The sequence below is a fragment of the Thermoplasmata archaeon genome, assembly GCA_035622275.1.
Lineage (GTDB): Archaea > Thermoplasmatota > Thermoplasmata > Lutacidiplasmatales > UBA184 > Lutacidiplasma.
The window spans coordinates 1-15,061 of the sequence record DASPVQ010000027.1; the positions used below are offsets into that span (position 1 = coordinate 1).

Annotated in this window: 14 protein-coding genes and 1 tRNA gene; 8 read left to right on the forward strand and 7 right to left on the reverse strand. The window is 70.0% G+C overall.

Annotated elements, in window-relative coordinates; translation table 11 throughout:
- A partial coding sequence (locus VEL82_07690; protein ID HXW67737.1) for a hypothetical protein occupies positions 1 to 1,101 on the forward strand: 1,101 nt, incomplete at its 5' end.
- A 154-nt stretch (positions 1,102 to 1,255) separates the two neighbouring features.
- A complete protein-coding gene (locus VEL82_07695; GenBank protein HXW67738.1) occupies positions 1,256 to 2,449 on the forward strand; it encodes a hypothetical protein in 1,194 nt (397 codons plus the stop codon).
- A gap of 311 nt (positions 2,450 to 2,760) precedes the next feature.
- Here VEL82_07695 and VEL82_07700 read toward each other — a convergent pair.
- From VEL82_07700 to dnaG, 3 genes are all read right to left on the reverse strand, one after another.
- A tRNA-Val gene (locus VEL82_07700) sits at positions 2,761 to 2,833 on the reverse strand.
- A 46-nt stretch (positions 2,834 to 2,879) separates the two neighbouring features.
- Complete coding sequence (locus VEL82_07705; protein HXW67739.1) at positions 2,880 to 4,427, reverse strand: ATP-binding protein; 1,548 nt, start codon at positions 4,425 to 4,427, stop codon at positions 2,880 to 2,882.
- 82 nt (positions 4,428 to 4,509) lie between these two features.
- Positions 4,510 to 5,826, reverse strand: coding sequence for a DNA primase DnaG (gene dnaG, locus VEL82_07710; protein ID HXW67740.1), 1,317 nt, complete (start codon positions 5,824 to 5,826; stop codon positions 4,510 to 4,512).
- Between the two features lie 366 nt (positions 5,827 to 6,192).
- On the opposite strand from dnaG, the gene VEL82_07715 reads away from it, so the two are divergent.
- From VEL82_07715 to cutA, 3 genes are all read left to right on the forward strand, one after another.
- The gene (locus tag VEL82_07715) at positions 6,193 to 6,864 is read left to right on the forward strand and encodes a hypothetical protein (protein ID HXW67741.1); all 672 of its coding nucleotides are present in this window, start codon (positions 6,193 to 6,195) and stop codon (positions 6,862 to 6,864) included.
- A gap of 125 nt (positions 6,865 to 6,989) precedes the next feature.
- Positions 6,990 to 8,498 carry a metallophosphoesterase gene (locus VEL82_07720; GenBank protein HXW67742.1) on the forward strand — a complete coding sequence of 503 codons (1,509 nt, stop codon included), beginning with the start codon at positions 6,990 to 6,992 and terminating at the stop codon, positions 8,496 to 8,498.
- Positions 8,495 to 8,962, forward strand: coding sequence for a divalent-cation tolerance protein CutA (gene cutA, locus VEL82_07725; GenBank protein ID HXW67743.1), 468 nt, complete (start codon positions 8,495 to 8,497; stop codon positions 8,960 to 8,962). Before VEL82_07720 ends, cutA begins: the two co-directional genes overlap by 4 nt.
- Here cutA and VEL82_07730 read toward each other — a convergent pair.
- Genes VEL82_07730 through VEL82_07745 form a run of 4 tightly spaced genes read right to left on the reverse strand, consistent with a single transcriptional unit; the run spans position 8,865 to position 11,482 of the window.
- Entirely contained in the window at positions 8,865 to 10,046 is a 1,182-nt protein-coding gene (locus VEL82_07730; protein HXW67744.1) for a phosphoglycerate kinase, read from the reverse strand. The two genes, cutA and VEL82_07730, sit on opposite strands and share 98 nt — an antisense overlap.
- A gap of 23 nt (positions 10,047 to 10,069) precedes the next feature.
- On the reverse strand, positions 10,070 to 11,020 hold the full coding sequence (locus VEL82_07735) for a ketopantoate reductase family protein (GenBank protein ID HXW67745.1): 951 nt from the start codon (positions 11,018 to 11,020) through the stop codon (positions 10,070 to 10,072).
- Positions 11,021 to 11,034: 14 nt separating this feature from the next.
- On the reverse strand, positions 11,035 to 11,265 hold the full coding sequence (locus VEL82_07740) for a hypothetical protein (protein ID HXW67746.1): 231 nt from the start codon (positions 11,263 to 11,265) through the stop codon (positions 11,035 to 11,037).
- Complete coding sequence (locus VEL82_07745) at positions 11,231 to 11,482, reverse strand: hypothetical protein (GenBank protein HXW67747.1); 252 nt, start codon at positions 11,480 to 11,482, stop codon at positions 11,231 to 11,233. Before VEL82_07745 ends, VEL82_07740 begins: the two co-directional genes overlap by 35 nt.
- Before the next feature lie 121 nt (positions 11,483 to 11,603).
- Between VEL82_07745 and mdh the strand changes: the two genes are divergently transcribed.
- The 3 genes from mdh (at position 11,604) to VEL82_07760 (ending at position 15,041) form a co-directional block, all read left to right on the forward strand.
- Positions 11,604 to 12,566 (forward strand): malate dehydrogenase, encoded by a 963-nt coding sequence (mdh, locus tag VEL82_07750; protein ID HXW67748.1) that lies wholly within the window; start codon positions 11,604 to 11,606, stop codon positions 12,564 to 12,566.
- The gene (locus VEL82_07755) at positions 12,563 to 12,874 is read left to right on the forward strand and encodes a 4Fe-4S dicluster domain-containing protein (protein ID HXW67749.1); all 312 of its coding nucleotides are present in this window, start codon (positions 12,563 to 12,565) and stop codon (positions 12,872 to 12,874) included. The genes mdh and VEL82_07755 overlap by 4 nt, the downstream gene beginning before the upstream one ends.
- Positions 12,875 to 13,019: 145 nt before the next feature.
- Entirely contained in the window at positions 13,020 to 15,041 is a 2,022-nt protein-coding gene (locus tag VEL82_07760; protein HXW67750.1) for an ATP-dependent DNA helicase, read from the forward strand.
- Positions 15,042 to 15,061 lie beyond the last annotated feature (20 nt).

Consider the following 15,061-nt stretch of genomic DNA (forward strand, 5'->3'; position numbering starts at 1 on the left):
GCCGGGATGCTGGTGATCCTGCACTGCACGGGCTGGATCCCAGCGCAGGCGGAGCTCGGCTACCAATGGCAGGATCTACCCCAGTACTGGTGGAACTACAGCATCACAAGCACGGGTGGTGCATACTCGTTCAACGTGAACGTCTATGACGAGCCGCCTGATACTGGAAATATCTGCAACACAGATCGGCAATACTACGAGGTCCAAGTGGTCAATCAGGCGAACGCCTGTTGGGGAGGCGTGTGTCCTAGCCATACGGATTGGACAGGCGTGTGGAACGAGACGGTCGCGATCTGGTCCCCTCAGGTAATCGATCCGATTCTAACCGCGACCGAGGTTACCCCGTCGATCGTTCAGATTGTGGATTTCAGTAACGTGAACGCAGCCGGAGGATACCCAAACAACACTATCAGCTATGAGAGCGGAACCTCGTACACTACCACTTCCAGCTTTTGCTACCTGCTCGTCTTTGTCCAGCAATGCAGCAGTGCAAACACGACAGTGGCAACCAGCACCACCTTCTACGCCCCGGGCCACAATCTGGTCGTCACGCAACAATTCTGGGAGTCCGGCTCCTTGATTTTCGATGCATTCAGTCGCGAGTGGAGTATCATCTCTCTGAACTACTACCAACCCTATGCCTTGCCTGTGAACGAGCCCTCGATCTATCCGAGCAGTGACACGATCGTCCCTGGAAATGCCAGTGAGTATCTGTTGTACGGCTGGGGTGGAGCGGGTAGCGAGAATCAGGGGAGAATGGTGTTCAGCTCAGCCCCGATCGGCGGAAGCGTCACCGTAAGTTCGACGACGAGTAGCTCCCAAGTCAAGGCATTCAATCTGGATGTGGGCGTCGATCTCTACGGCGTCAGCGTCGCGACGACGCTTCTGTCGCTGGACTGGTCTCAGACCAGTAGCAGCACGGTGGCCGATACTCTGAGCTGGGAAGTCTACGGTGACAGCGAGACTGTCCCCGCCTGTTACGTGGTCTACGGCGTGGGTGGGTTTAGCTCATCCGCGGGATCGACGGCCGATGCCATAGGTATCTGGGAGTACGCTCCCGAAGAGTCCGGAGGAGTCTATTCCTGCCCGGTCCCGGCCTGAATTGCTGATAAGCCCACAAGTCCCCTAATGAGTTCCGTGGCCCCGAATGAGCAGAAATCGACTCGTTGCGGTCATCGTTGCGTTCGCTGTCGTTAGCGCTGGGAGCGTCGCATCACTCATCGTCTTTCGCGGCCCTGTAACCGCCGGTAACGAGGTGGTCGACGACGGTCCGACACTGTATCAGGCACTAGCCAATCTCAACACTTCGCTGGAGTCGCTGCCCGGTTCTCCCTGGTTCCCATCCCAAATCTACGGGGTGGCCAGCCCGATCCCAGTCAATCCCAGCTCTTGGGGATGGGACGAATACGATGGGACCCTCGCCAGTTGTCAGGCCGCATTCCATGGACTGACCATTTGGAATGGAACGCTGCCCTTGTTCCTCGGCACTTACAATTCTGGGACAGCGCCGTTCTGGCAAATCGTGTACTTCTCGAATGTCACGCAGCAGCTCGCCGTCGCGACCGATATCCGCGGGGCTCTCGAGGTCTATCCCCCCATCTCCATGTCGAGCCCGTGCGCTGTAGATTCGGGCCTCGGCTACGAACCTTGGCGCTGGATGCAATTCTGGCCGGTCGATGGATTCCCCGGGGACACTCCCGTCATGGCGAGCGATGCTTGGAACGTTGTGGCGAAGAGCTACGTTGCGTGGCTCGCGCGCCCGGTCGCGGAGATGTACATTTTTGGAGCCGACCAATTTGGCTCCGGCCAATCCTCGGCGAATCAAGTGAACTTCTTCACCTGCGGGACCGTCGGCGGCGCCGGGGTAGCTCGGGGCCTCGCGATTTACGGGAGCACCGACTCGCCGGACGACTCTGGCAACACGTGGAACTACTCGCTTGGCTGCACGCCTACGAACGACAACTGGACGGCCATCGGCATTCAGATGGACTTCGCCAACTCCAGCGTGTCGGTGTCCGGAAAGAGTGCCTGGATCTCTCGAGAATTTCAGCTTCGATACCTGCCGCCTTCTCCTCTCTCAGGTCCTGCGTACAACGCCCGGGGGATCACGAGCTGGATGACACGCGTGTACCTCAACAACAGCGAAGGAATGCCTATGTCCATGGCCTCCCCCGATTGCGAAGTCTGGGTCTCCTCCGTTTACGGATGTGCCGCGAACAGCTCGGGATGGTATGCTGTGCTGTTGTCTCCGGACGGGAGTTGGGAGGGAACGTTCGGCGAGACGCCGTCGGGTCCGATGTGGAGTTACCCCGTCCTACCGATCGCGAACAACGAGACCATTGTCCTAGTTGTGCCAGCGACGTGGACTGTCTCGGGCGACGAATTCTCTGTCGGCTCCACCACGAGTCAGCTTCCCCTCGGCGGTGCGACCACCCTCGAGTCAGGGTGAAACCCCCGAGTGGGGACCTTCGCGGCAGGCGGCCGAAGTCATGGACCGGCGCGAGGCCGGCTCACAGCCTGTCTCGCTCGGGAACAGCCGACCGGGATGAGCCGGTCCTGCGGCCCCAACGCTCGACGGCGCGATCACAACCCACCATGGACCCCGGCATGCCCAAGCAGGAAGGGCTCGAGGCCGGATCCACCCACGAGCCGGCGAGCGGGTCACGGGGCGGCAGCCGTGCAGGGACATCACCGGGCTCCAGCTCGCGGAGCAGTTCGAGATCGCCTCGAAGGCTCTATCGCACCGGCGCCGGGGCTCAATGGGCGCGGCCAGATTCGAACTGGCGACCTTCACCGTGTCAGGGTGACGTCATAACCGCTAGACTACGCGCCCTGCGGCGGCGCACCGACGCTCGGCTCTTATGCGTGTCGGCGCCGGCTCAGCCGTACCCGCCCGGAAACTGTCCCGGGTCGGGGTGGTCGTTCCAGTTGTAGTAGCCCATCGACTGGCGCTGCGCCTCGGTCGTCTCCTGGCGCAGCCCGCCCTGGAGCGAGCCGTACGCCTCCCGGATCTGCTCCTCGATCGAGCGCGCGCGCTGGAGCGCCTCGCGCAGGTGGGACGCCTCGATGAACTCGCTGCCCGCGACGGCCGCGAGGTCGCCGGCGGTGCGAATGAGGCCGCCGAGTTCTCGGAGGCGCAGCGTGAGCGCGTTGCGCCGCCCATCGAGCGATTCGGCGCGCCGGCGGGCCTCGCGGATCAGCTCGAGCACGGCGTCGCGGGTGGCGGGCCGGATGCGGCCGTCGACCGCGATCTCCTGCGCGCAGAACTGGGCGAGTCGCATCCGGTTCGTCTCCGAATCGGGCATCGAGGTCTCGAGCAGCACCTCGTAGCCGCTCCCCGCGATGCGCGAACGCAGCGGCGAGAGGATCCGGTGCAGGTCCTGGATGTTCGCGGCCGCCACCAGGATGAAGTCGCACGGGACGCCGTCCACACGGACCGCGGCGCCGCCGGACTGCGGGTTGCGGCCGGTGATCGGGAAGCGCTTCTCCTGCATCGCGGTCAGGATGTGGCGCTGCAGGTAGCCGAGGTGCGGCAGCTCGTCGAGGAACAGCACGCCGTCGTGCGCCTCGTGGACCGCGCCGGCGATCACGCGCTCGTAGGGCAGGGTGCCGAGCTGCGGATGTCCACCGTAGGGGTCGTGGCGGACGTCGCCGAGGAGCTCGGTCTCGCTCGCACCGGTCGCCATCACGAACGTGTTGCGGTCGAGCTTGACGAGGACCTTGCGCGGGCTCTCGTGCTGCAGCGTGCGCCGGCGTTCGAGCGCCCGCTGGTCGAGCACCTTGATCCGGTCACCGGCGCGTTCGTAGGCCACGACCTCCTCCACACCGTTCCTGAGGCGCGTCGTCCGGACCGTCTCCTGCGGGTTGCCCCCCGGGCTCGCCGTGAGCTCGAGGATCCCACCCACCAGGTCCCGGAAGGGATTGCCGCTGCCGGAAATGCCGGGAACGACCTGCTTCAGGTTGTTGCAGCTGGGGCAGTAGCGCTCGGTCGGCAACGAGTAGAAGCTGCAGCGTGGGCAGCGGTAGCCCAGGCGCTCGGCCACCGAGGCAGGGGCCTCCGTCGGGAGGATCAGCTCGCCTTCGACCGATCGCGCGGCCTCCCGTTCGCGGTACACCTCCTCGCGTGCCACGACCTCGATGCTCGGCCGCTCGGGGTTCTCCGGGTTGTGGACGACCCGAAGCTCGGTCCGGGGCCGGTCGAGGTGGAGCGCGAGCGCTTGCGCCGTCATCGACTTGCCGATGCCCGGCGGGCCGACGAGGAGGAGGTGCCGTCGCTGGTAGGCGGCGATCCGGGCGATCTCGACCGCCTTCTCCTGGCCGATAACCCGCTCGAGCGGATCGGTCGGGATCGGGATCTGGGCGGTCGTCTCGATCTCCTCGACCGCCACGGGCGATCGCCGGGGGCTCTCCGTCTCGGTGGCGGTCACGGTCGGTGTCTAGAAGGCCGAGCGCGGGGTAAAAGGTTGGCCGCGGGACCCTCGCGTCCCGCGGCCGGAGGGACGGGGGATCTCAGCGCGGGCCGGCGGGACCGCCGAGGTCCGCCTTGGTGAAGACTCGGACCTGCTCCGGGATCTTGCCCACGGGCCCGAGGCGGCTCGCGACGACGGTGCCGATCCCCTTCTCCTGGGCCACGTCCACGAGGCGCTGGCTCACGATCCCGTCGAAGACCAGGGCCTTGGCCGGGGTCGAGAGCGCGGCGAGCGCCTCGTACATCTCCTTGATCGGGGCCTCTCCGACCACGGCGTCGTCCTCCCCGACGAAGAGCGCGCGGGAGGCGTTCTCGATGCCGTTCAGCAACTCGAAGTAACGCTCGAGGTCGGGCGGCAGCGGCGCCGCGGGGACGGGAGGGGGCGGAGGGGGTGCCCGCATCGGCGGGGGCGGAAGGCGCTCCCGCTCGTCCCGGCGCGATCCCCCGCCGTTGCGCTCCTCGCGCCGCTCGCGACCTCCGCCCTCGCCGCGCTCCTCGCGCGGCTCGCGCGTGGCCCCGGTCGATTCGAAGCCGCTCATCTCGAGGTACTGGTTGATCGGGATCTTGTTGCGCAGGCACTTCAACAGCTGCTTCTGCGTGAGCTCCTCGACCTCGCTGCCGCGCGGGGCGCGCGCGACGAAGTCGACGTCCATCGTCTGGAGCATCTCGCGCAGGATCAGCTCGCCGGCTCGGTCACCGTCGGTGAACGCGGTCACGGTCTTGCCGCGGGAGAGGTCCTTCACGGTCTGCGGCACGCTCGTGCCCTCGACCGCGATGACGTTCTTGATCCCGCAGCGCAACAGGTTCAGCACGTCCGAGCGCCCCTCGACGACGATCAGCGCGTCGGCCTGGTCGACGTTGGGGCCGGCGGGCAGGTGCTCCGGCCCGTAGGTGGTGATCTCGTCGACCTGGACCGCCTTGCGGACGGCCTCGGTGAGGTCGACGCCCACGCCCTTCGACTCTTCCTGAAGCCGACCGAGGATCTCCTTCGCGCGCTCGACGACCTTCTGGCGCTTGGAGATGCGGATGTCCTCGACGCTGACGATCTCGATCTTCGCCCGGCACGGGCCGATCCGGTCGACGGTCTCGAGACCGGAGGCGAGGATCGCGGTCTCCACCTGGTCGAGCGAGGACGGTATGATGATCTCCCCCTCGCTCTTGCCCTTGCGGCTGTCGATCTCGACCTCGATGCGACCGATGCGGCCGGACTTCTGGAGGTCGCGCAGGTCGAGTTCGTCCCCGAGCAGACCCTCGGTCTGGCCGAAGACGGCGCCCACGACGTCGGGCTTGTCGATGACGCCCTCGGCGGCGATACGGGCGCGAATTTGGTACTTGGCGGCACTGGGGTCGTTGGTCATGGTTTTCCTTGCTCCGGAGAGGACCACCTCCCGCGGTCGCGGGGGGCCGTCCGGGAGCGGACCTAGCAGCGCCGAGCGACGCGAGCCGATGCGCGGAGCCTACGACAGACGAAGGGGCGGAGCATGAGTCGTGAGTCCGGGATCTCTCTGCGACGTCCGGGGCGAGCCTCGGTCCGTCTCCGGGATTGTCCTTCCGCCCGTGTTTAGCCGCGGTGGGTATTTAAGGGCGGAGGTCGGCGCGAACGACGCCGGGCCCGCGCGCCGGAGCGCGACGGCCGCGTCCGGTCCACCGGCGGTGAAATTCGCGCGGCTGCGAGAGACACTCTTTATAGCGGGCCCGGATAGGCCGCCTCGGAGCGCAGTTCAATGCCCCGTCGCTCGCGTCGCGCCGCGCCGGACCCGGACCCGGATGTGCCCGTGGCCGTCACCAAGCCCGAGGACGATTTCGTCTCGGCCCTCAAGAGCGATCTCGCCCGGACCCAGCAGGCCTCCGACCTCAAGAACGCCGGCGAGGACACTAGCCGACGGGCCAAGCTGAACCAGCGGCTGCTCCAGGACCTGTGGGAGGTCCACAACCAGTTCGAGGAGATCGGTGTCCACCTCACGATCGACCCCTCGCAGACCCTCTTCGCGACGTTCGTCGAGTACCCGACGACCTGGAGCTTCAAGGACAACTTCGACTTCGGCGCCGTCAAGACGATCGAGGTCGCGGACCGCGCCAGCGGCTGGGTCGGCTTCACCCTGCGGGCGTGGTACTATCGGACGCCCGAGGGACGGACGCACCTGCGATCGATCTTCGAGTGGTGCGACGGTGAGAGCTACCACCGCTACTCGGGCTGGATGCGGATGATGAGCCAGGCGGTGCTCTACGACGCGGCCGAGGAGGAGGTCGACCTCAAGCAGCTCCACCAGGTGCTGCGCGACGTCGTCGTCCACTGGTACGCGGCCCACCTGGAGAAGACGCCCGAGACGTTCGTCGCCCACCTGAAGGAGAAGTATCCGAAGGGTGCGTCGTACGCGAAGGAATCGTACCGCTGAGCCGTTTGCGCGCGCGGTCGCGCCCGCGCGCGCAAGCCTTGAAATAAGCGCTCCGGCCTCGGCAGCGCCCAGGGACGTCGCGGGCCGGGCCGGTCCCATGGGGCCCGACGACGTCGGGGGATCCGGTGGCCAACGACCTGCGCGAACACCTGGTCGCGTACTTCGAGGCGCACCACGCGGTCGTGGAGGCGAGCGCGCTGCAGTTGCTCCTCTCGGACCGCCAGCCCCTTGTGCTCTCGCACGAGCTCCTCGCGGCCCGGCGCGACGCATCGCCGTTCGTGACCCGGGAGATGGTCGAGGCCGCGCTCGCGCTGCGGCATCCGCCCGCGCGCGCCGCCCCGGCGGAGCTACGGGCGATGGCCCGGCGGGAGGACGCGCTGGCGCCGGTGCCGTTCGCGCTCCTGCGGGAGGGGTTCACCGGGCCGCCCGTCGCGACCGACCCGCTCGCGGCGTACGCGGCGCTCTTCCATTCCCGCTACCGCGCGATCGCGCGTCTGTTGCGGGGTCGACCCGAGCTCAGCAACCTTCGTGCGATCCGCGACCTGCGGCCGGCCGAGGGCAGCGCCTCGATCATCGGGATCGTGCGCGAGGTCCGCACGACGGCCCGCCAGCACCATCTCATCGTCACGCTCGATGACGAGACCGGCTCGATCACCGCGCTGGTGCCCAAGGAGTCGCCGGGGGCCCGCCTGACCTACCTCCCCGACGAGATCGTGGGCGTGCGTCTAGAGTTCGCCCGGGAGCCCGGCCGCATCCCGCGGGTCGTCGCCGTCGAGCGGCCAGAGGTGCCCGCCCAGCGCCCGGTCGGCCGGGCCGCGCGGCCCCGGCGGGCGGTCTTCCTCTCCGACCTGCACATCGGCAGCCGTTCGTTCCTCGACGAGTGCTGGGCTCACCTCGCCGAGTTCCTTCGAGGTCGGGGTCCGCGCGCCGAGCTCGCCGGTTCGATCGACCACGTCGTGATCGCCGGCGACCTCGTGGACGGGATCGGCGTCTACCCGCAGCAGGAGCGCGACCTCGCGATCGCGGACGTCGTCGAGCAGTACGCCGAGCTCGGTCGCCGCCTGCGCGAGCTGCCCGAGCGCCTGACGATCGTCGTTGTCCCGGGCAACCACGACGCGGTCTGCCCGGCCGAGCCCCAGCCCGCGCTACCGGCGAGCCTGCGCGCCTCGCTCCCCGAGAACGTCCGCTCGCTCGCCAACCCGTCGACCTTCGCCCTCGACGGGGTCGTGGTCGAGGCCTACCACGGTCGCAGCTTCGACGATTTGATCCCCGCGCTGCCCGGCAGCTCCTACGCGCGTCCCACCGAGGTGATGAAGCGGATGCTCGCGATGCGGCATCTCGCGCCGATCTACGGCGACCGGACCCCCCTCGCGCCGCTGCCGCGTGACGGGCTCGTCATCGACCCGGCCCCCGACATCCTCGTGACGGGCCACGCGCACACCTACGGCGTGGACCGCTACCGGGGCGTCCTCCTCCTCAACGCCTCGACCTGGCAGGCCGAGACCGAGTACCAGCGCATGCGCAACATCTCCCCCGTGCCGGCCCACGCGGCGGTCGTCGACCTGTCGACCCTCGAACTCGTCTCGCTCGACTTCTCCCACGGGGACCCGGTCCTCGCCAGGGTGGCCGGATGAGCCCGTACCCCGCCGACCCGGAGTGGGCGCGCGGCCCGATGCGCCTCGTCCTCACCACGTACCCGGGACGGGACCGCGCGCTCTCCGCCATCGGCGGCGTGCTCGAGCGACGTCTCGCGGCGTGCGGGAGCGTCGTGCCCATCGACTCGCGCTACTGGTGGAAGGGGCGGGTGCTCTCCGAAACCGAGGCGCTCGTCGTCTTCAAGACGGTCCCCAAGCGGGTCGGCGCGCTCTTCCGGTTCCTCGAGGAGGGGCATCCGTACGAGGTCCCGGAGATCGTCGAGATCGACGTCCCGAGGGCCACCGCAGGTTACCTCGCGTACCTCTCCGCGACCCTCGACCGAGCCGTCGCCCGCTCGGCGCCGACTAGGCGTCGGGCAGCACCGCGAGCCCCGGCAGCTCGAGGCCCTGGACGAACTCGAGCGCGGCGCCGCCCCCCGTCGACACGAACTGGAAGCCGTTGAGGACGCCGAGGTCCTCCGCGACGTGGGCGGAATCCCCTCCGGCGGCCACGTGGTAGCCCGGGATCGCGCCGAGCGCCCCGAGGACCTCGCGGGTGCCGGCGGCGAAGCGCGGGTCCTCGGCCCGCCCGAGCGGCCCGTTCCAGAAGACGGTCTTGGAGGTGCTGAGCACCTCGCGAAAGCGCGCGCGCGTCGCGGGCCCGATGTCGAGGGCGCGGCCGTCCGACGGGATCGCCTCGACCGGATGGACCTCGACGCCCGATCCGTCTGCCCGTTCGACCACGAGATCGCTCGGCAGGACGATCTCGGTGCCGGCGGCGCTCGCCGCATGCCCGAGCTCCTCGACGGCGGCCAGCAGGTCGGTCTCGACCGGGGAGGCGCCGAGGGGCACGCCGCGCGCCCGCAGGAACGGGAAGGCGAGCGCACCGCCCACCAGGAGCGAGGTCGCCTTGCCGCAGAAGCTGGTGAGCAGCGGGAGCTTGTCCGCGACCTTCGCGCCCCCGAGGACCACGACGTACGGGGTCTCGGGTCGCCCCATGAGGCGCGAGAGCTCGCGGATCTCCCGCTCGACGAGCAGACCGGCGACGGAGGGAAGGCGCTGGGGCACCCCCACCGTGGAGGCGTGGGCCCGGTGGACGACGCCGAAGGCATCCTCGACGAACAGCTCGCCGAGGCGCGCGAGCTGGGCGGCGAACGCGGGATCGTTCGCCTCCTCGCCGGGATGGAAGCGCAGGTTCTCGAGCAGGAGGAACTGACCGTTCTCGACGCGGGTGCTGAGCTCGAGCGCCCGGACCCCGACGATGTCCTCCGCGAGCGGGACGGGTTGCCCCAGGATCGAGCTGAGACGGCGCGCGACCGGCTTGAGGGAGAAGCGGGGGTCGTGCCGCCCCTCCGGCCGCCCGAGGTGCGCGAGGAGGATCGTCCGCGCGCCCGAGGATCGCAGGTGGTTGAGCGTCGGCAGGGCCTCGCGGATCCGCCGGTCGTCCGCGACCTGGCCGGCGGGGTCGAGGGGCACGTTGAAGTCGACGCGGACGAGGACGCGCCGGCCCCGGACCGCGGCCGAACCGATCCCACGCTTGCCGGCCATCGGCCGCGCTACGGTCCCCTTCGCTAAGACGGTTGTCGCCCGGCGCCGGGCCGTCGCGCTGCGGCCAGCTCCGCGACGACGGCGCGCGTGGCGGGGAGATCGATACCGCGAGCCTCGGCGATCCGCAGGATCTCCCCCGAGATCGCGTCGATCTCGGTCGGTCGACCCCGCTCCACGTCCTGCAGCATGCTCGAGCGATTGGCCGCTGTGGCCTGTAGGATCCGCTCGAGGGCCCGATCGGCCTCCGCGTCGGGGATCGGCACGCCGGCGGCCGCGGCGGCCCGTTGCGCCTCTCGCAGGAGCGCCCAGGCCCTCGCCCGGAACGGCGCGTCCCGGAGCCGGCCGTTCGGGACGCGGGCGAGCGCGCTCACCGGGTTGATCGCCGCGTTGACGAGCGCCTTGCGCCAGAGCTCGCGCGCGAGGTCCGGGACGCGACGGACCGGGATCCCTCCGCTCGCGAGTAGCTCGGCCCAGCGCTGCGTCGAGGGCCCGGCGGCGCCGGCGCGCTCGGTCTCGGAGAGCACGATCTCGCCTTCGCCGGGCTGCTGGACCACTCCGATCGCCTGCCAGTGCGCCGGGATCGAGTTGACCGCGCGCACGAGGACCGCCGGCGCTGCAGCCCAGCCCGCCCGCTCGAAGCGCGGCGTGACGTGCTCGAGGACGCCGAGTCCGTTCTGCGGCAGGAGGGTGGGCTGGGGGAGCGGAACGGCAGCCCCGATCGACGCGATGGCACCGTCGAGGTCGAACGTCTTCACGGAGAGCAGGATCGCCTCGGCGTCCGTCGGCGCGCTGAGGGCCGTGGCGGCCCGGACCTCGACGCGCCCCGGCCGTACCCCGGCCACGCGGAGACCGTGGGCTCGGACCACCCGCACGAGGGGCGCGCGACCGATCAGACAGACGTCGTGGCCGACCACCGCGAGGCGGGCGCCGAGGAGCGAGCCGATCGCCCCGGCGCCGAAGACGACGACCTTCACGGCGGCGCCCCGGCCTACGGGAAGCGGCGGACGAGGTTCGCGAGCGCCGGATCCTGACCCCAGTCCCGGCGCAGGAGGATGAGCAGCCGTTCGTAGTATCGGACCTGTTCGCGCGCCTGCCGGACCTTCAGCTCGAGGTACTCCTCCTCGCGACGCAGGCGCCCGAGCTCGGCGAGAAGATCGCGCTCGGTGGCGCGGAGCGTCTCGTGCCTATCGATTGCGGAGTGCGTAACTCGATGCGGCACTCATCATCTCCAGCGATGCGTTCGCCCGAACGGAGGGAAGCGTCGCCTGCACGGCCTCGCTCAGGCGCACGAGATCGCGGCGGACGCGCCGCAGGCGCGCCTCGATCCGCCGACGGTGCTCCCGCACCTCCGCGAGCGAGCGTTCGAGCACGTCCATCCGGCGACGCCAGTTGTCCCGCTCCTGCACGCTGAGCAGGGTGGAATCGACGTCGACCATCGCGGCCTCCGCACCGGCCCGTGCGAGAATCAAGGTTTCGCCCGAGGCGCCACGCCCCGCGCCGAGCCCCGTCGCTGACGTTTAAACCGACGGGACCGTGGGCCGACGCGGGAGGGGTCGGATGAGCTACCTGTCGAAGGTCGTTGTGCTCGGTGCGGGGAACATCGGCGGGTCGCTCGCGCAGCGCCTCGCCGAGCGGGACGTCGCCCGCGAGGTCGTGCTGGTCGACATCATCGACGGGCTCCCGCAGGGCAAGGCGCTCGACATCCAGGAGTCCGCGCCGATCGTCGGATTCTCGACCCGGGTCTCGGGCTCGACGTCGCTCGAGGTCGTCGGCGGGGCCGAGGTGGTCATCGAGACCGCCGGGCTCGCGCGCAAGCCCGGTATGAGTCGCTCGGACCTCCTGGAGAAGAACGCGGCGATCGTACGAGGGCATGCCGAGGCCGTACGGGACCGAGCCCCCCGGGCGGTCGTCATCGTCGTCACGAACCCGGTCGACGTGATGACCTACTTCTTCCGGCAGGTGAGCGGACTGCCGCCGGCGAGGGTCTTCGGCGAGTCGGGCACGCTCGACACGGCCCGCTTCCGCACCTTCGTCGCCGAAGCGCTGGGGGTCGCGCCGCGCGACGTCACGGGATTCGTCCTCGGCACCCACGGCGACACGATGGTGCCGATCCTCTCCCTCACGAGCGTGAGCGGCGTGCCGCTCGCGCGCCTGCTGCCCCCCGACCGGCTCGCGTCGATCGTCGAGCGGACCAAGCAGGGCGGCGGCGAGATCGTGAACCTGCTGAAGATGGGGAGCGCGTTCTACGCGCCGACGGCCGCGCAGGCCGAACTGGTCGAGGCGATGGCGACCGACGCCCACCGTCTCGTCCCGGTCGCCGCGCACCTCGACGGGGAGTTCGGCGAGCGTGACGTCTACATCGGCGTGCCCGTCGTGCTCGGGCGAGCGGGGATCGAGCGGATCGTGGAGGTCGACCTCACGCCCGTCGAGCGCGAGGCGTTCGCCGCGAGCGTGGCGGCCGTCCGCGCCGACCTGGCCCTGCTGGCCCCCCCCTCCGGTGCCGGCGGGGGCGTGCGGTGAGCGCCGACGCGGCGCCCGCCGCGGTGACGTTTGTCGAGATCAAGCGCCGCCTCGGCACGCTGCGCTTTTCCACGGACTCCCCGGAACACGCGCACATCACGACCACGCCGGCGATCTGCGCGAAGTGCCCGCATTCGTTCTGTACGTTCGTCTGTCCGGCCCAGTGCTACCAGCGGATCGACGGTCGCCTGGTCTTCCGCTACGAGGACTGCGTCGAGTGCGGCGCCTGCGCGATCGCCTGCGACCAGGGCTCCGTGACCTGGAACCTGCCGCGCGGTCCGTACGGCGTCCGCTACCGCTACGGCTAGGGCCGACCGGGCCATCGGGCCGACCCCGGCCGCGTTCGCGTCGACCCGCATCTTAAAGCCCCGGTCCCAGGGTCCTCGGGACGGAGCGACCACGACGCCGTCGGCGAGCACCGCCCCGGAGCCCCCCGCCCTGTTCCCGTACCGGGTGCGACCGGGTCAGGAGGCCGTCCTGCGCGAGGTGATCGCGCTGGCCGAGCGCGGCGGACCGTTGCTGCTCAACGCGCCCACGGGCAGCGGCAAGACCGTCGCAACCCTCGCGCCGCTGCTGGAACATGCCGAGCGCGCCGGCCATCGGATCGTCTACCTCGTGCGGACCCACTCCCAGGAGGTCCAGGTACTGCACGAGGCCCGGACGATCGCGCACCGGCTCGATCGGCCGTTCCTCGCCATCGGCCTGCAGGGGCGCGCGGGTCGCTGCTTCCTGCTCGAGAACGTTGCCGAGGTCAAGGGCGCCACCGCGGAGGAGCACGGCAAGCTGTGCGCGGACCGCAAGCGGGCGACCGAGCGCGCGATGCAGGGGGAGGCGCCGCTCGCCCCCCCACCCGAGCTGCCCGAGGGCGGCGAGATCGACCTCACCGACCTCGACGGGTGCCCGTACTACGCCCGCGTCCTCCAGACCGAGCTCGAGAGCCTCGTCGAGCGGTTCAGCGCCCGGCTGCCGAACCCGACCGAGTTCGAGGGGTTCTGCCGGGAAGAGAACCTGTGCCCGTACGAGCTCTCGAAGAAGCTCGTCCCGCACGCCCGGCTCGTGACCGCCCCGTACGCCTTCTTCTTCCACCCTCACATCCGCCGCTCGCTGTTCTCCTGGCTGGGCGTCGGCCCCGAGCGGGTCGATCTGGTGATCGACGAGGCCCACAACCTGCCGAACCACCTGCGCGAGCTCTCGACGGTCGCCCTCCCCCAGGAATCGGTCCGCCGGGCCCGGGCGGAGGTCGACGAGCGCGGGGACTTCCAGCTGCCGGACGGGCCGAGCGCCACGCGGTTCTTCGACATCGTCGGGGCCGCCGTGGAGGAGCTCGTCCAGGCGCTCGCGCGGGACGACGATGCCGTGCTGCCGCCCGCGGTGTTCGAGGAGGCCCTGTTGACCGCGCTCGGCGGCACCAGCCACCGGCTCGACACCTGGCTCGGCGCGCTGGCGACCTGGGGCGAGAACCTGCGCGAGGAGCGACGACGCGAGCGCCACCTCCCGCGCTCCTGGGTCCACACGGTCGCCCTGACGCTGCTGTCCTGGCCGCAGCTCGAGCCACCCGGGTACGTCAAGGTCGTGACCCGCCGCCCGCGCCCCGCGCTCGAGGCCTACGCCCTCGACGCCTCCGCGCCCGCCCGTCCGATCCTCGACTGCCACCTGTCCGTCCACATGTCCGGCACCCTCGTCCCGCTCGAGGAGTACCGCGACTCCCTCGGCCTCGGCGCGGGGGCCCGCCTCGTCGACGTGCCCTCCCACTTCCCGGCCGAGCACCGGCGGTTGCTCTACGACCGGTCGATCACGACCCGCTTCGAGGAGCTCCACGCCGACCCGCGGGCGGTCGGACGGATCGCCGACCGCCTGGTCGAGGTGCTGCAGTCGCTGCCCGTGAAGACGGCCGTGTTCTTCCCGAGCTTCGAGCTGATGCAGCGGGTGCTCGAGGCCGGGCTGCAGTCGCAGCTCCCCGGGAACGTCTTCATCGAGTACGCGAAGCTGCCGATGGGCGACCTCTGGCGCTCGATCGAGGGCTGGAAGAAGGACCCGGAGGGGACCGTGCTGATCGGCGTCGCCGGCGGCCGGCTCGCCGAGGGGATCGACTACCCCAACGAGGAGCTCGAGGCGGTCGTGCTCGTCGGGATCCCGTATCCGCGGCCGACGGCCAAGCGCGAGGCCCTGCGCCGCTACCTCGACCTGACCACGGGCAAGGGCTGGGAGTACACGGTCGAGGCGCCGGCGACGCGGATGATCCTGCAGGCGTGCGGGCGGATGATCCGCTCGGAGCACGACCGCGGGATCGCCATCATCCTCGACCGTCGCGCGGCGGCGTTCGCCGCCCACCTGCCCGGCCTCGAGCCGATCGAGAACCTGGCCGAGACGACGCACCGCTTCTACGGCCGGCGGGCGCGCTGGTCCCGGACCGCGAGCCGCCCCCCCGGCACCCCGAGCGCCGCCAGCGCCCGGGACACCGAGCGCAACTCCTAAGAGCGCGCCCGGGCGCTCCA

Bases quoted from the DNA above. Each gene is read 5' to 3' on its own strand.
- dnaG (HXW67740.1), bottom strand. From the start codon at position 5,826: ATGACCAACGACCCCAGTGCCGCCAAGTACCAAATTCGCGCCCGTATC.
- VEL82_07715 (HXW67741.1), top strand. From the start codon at position 6,193: ATGCCCCGTCGCTCGCGTCGCGCCGCGCCGGACCCGGACCCGGATGTG.
- cutA (HXW67743.1), top strand. From the start codon at position 8,495: ATGAGCCCGTACCCCGCCGACCCGGAGTGGGCGCGCGGCCCGATGCGC.
- VEL82_07730 (HXW67744.1), bottom strand. From the start codon at position 10,046: ATGGCCGGCAAGCGTGGGATCGGTTCGGCCGCGGTCCGGGGCCGGCGC.
- VEL82_07745 (HXW67747.1), bottom strand. From the start codon at position 11,482: ATGGTCGACGTCGATTCCACCCTGCTCAGCGTGCAGGAGCGGGACAAC.
- mdh (HXW67748.1), top strand. From the start codon at position 11,604: ATGAGCTACCTGTCGAAGGTCGTTGTGCTCGGTGCGGGGAACATCGGC.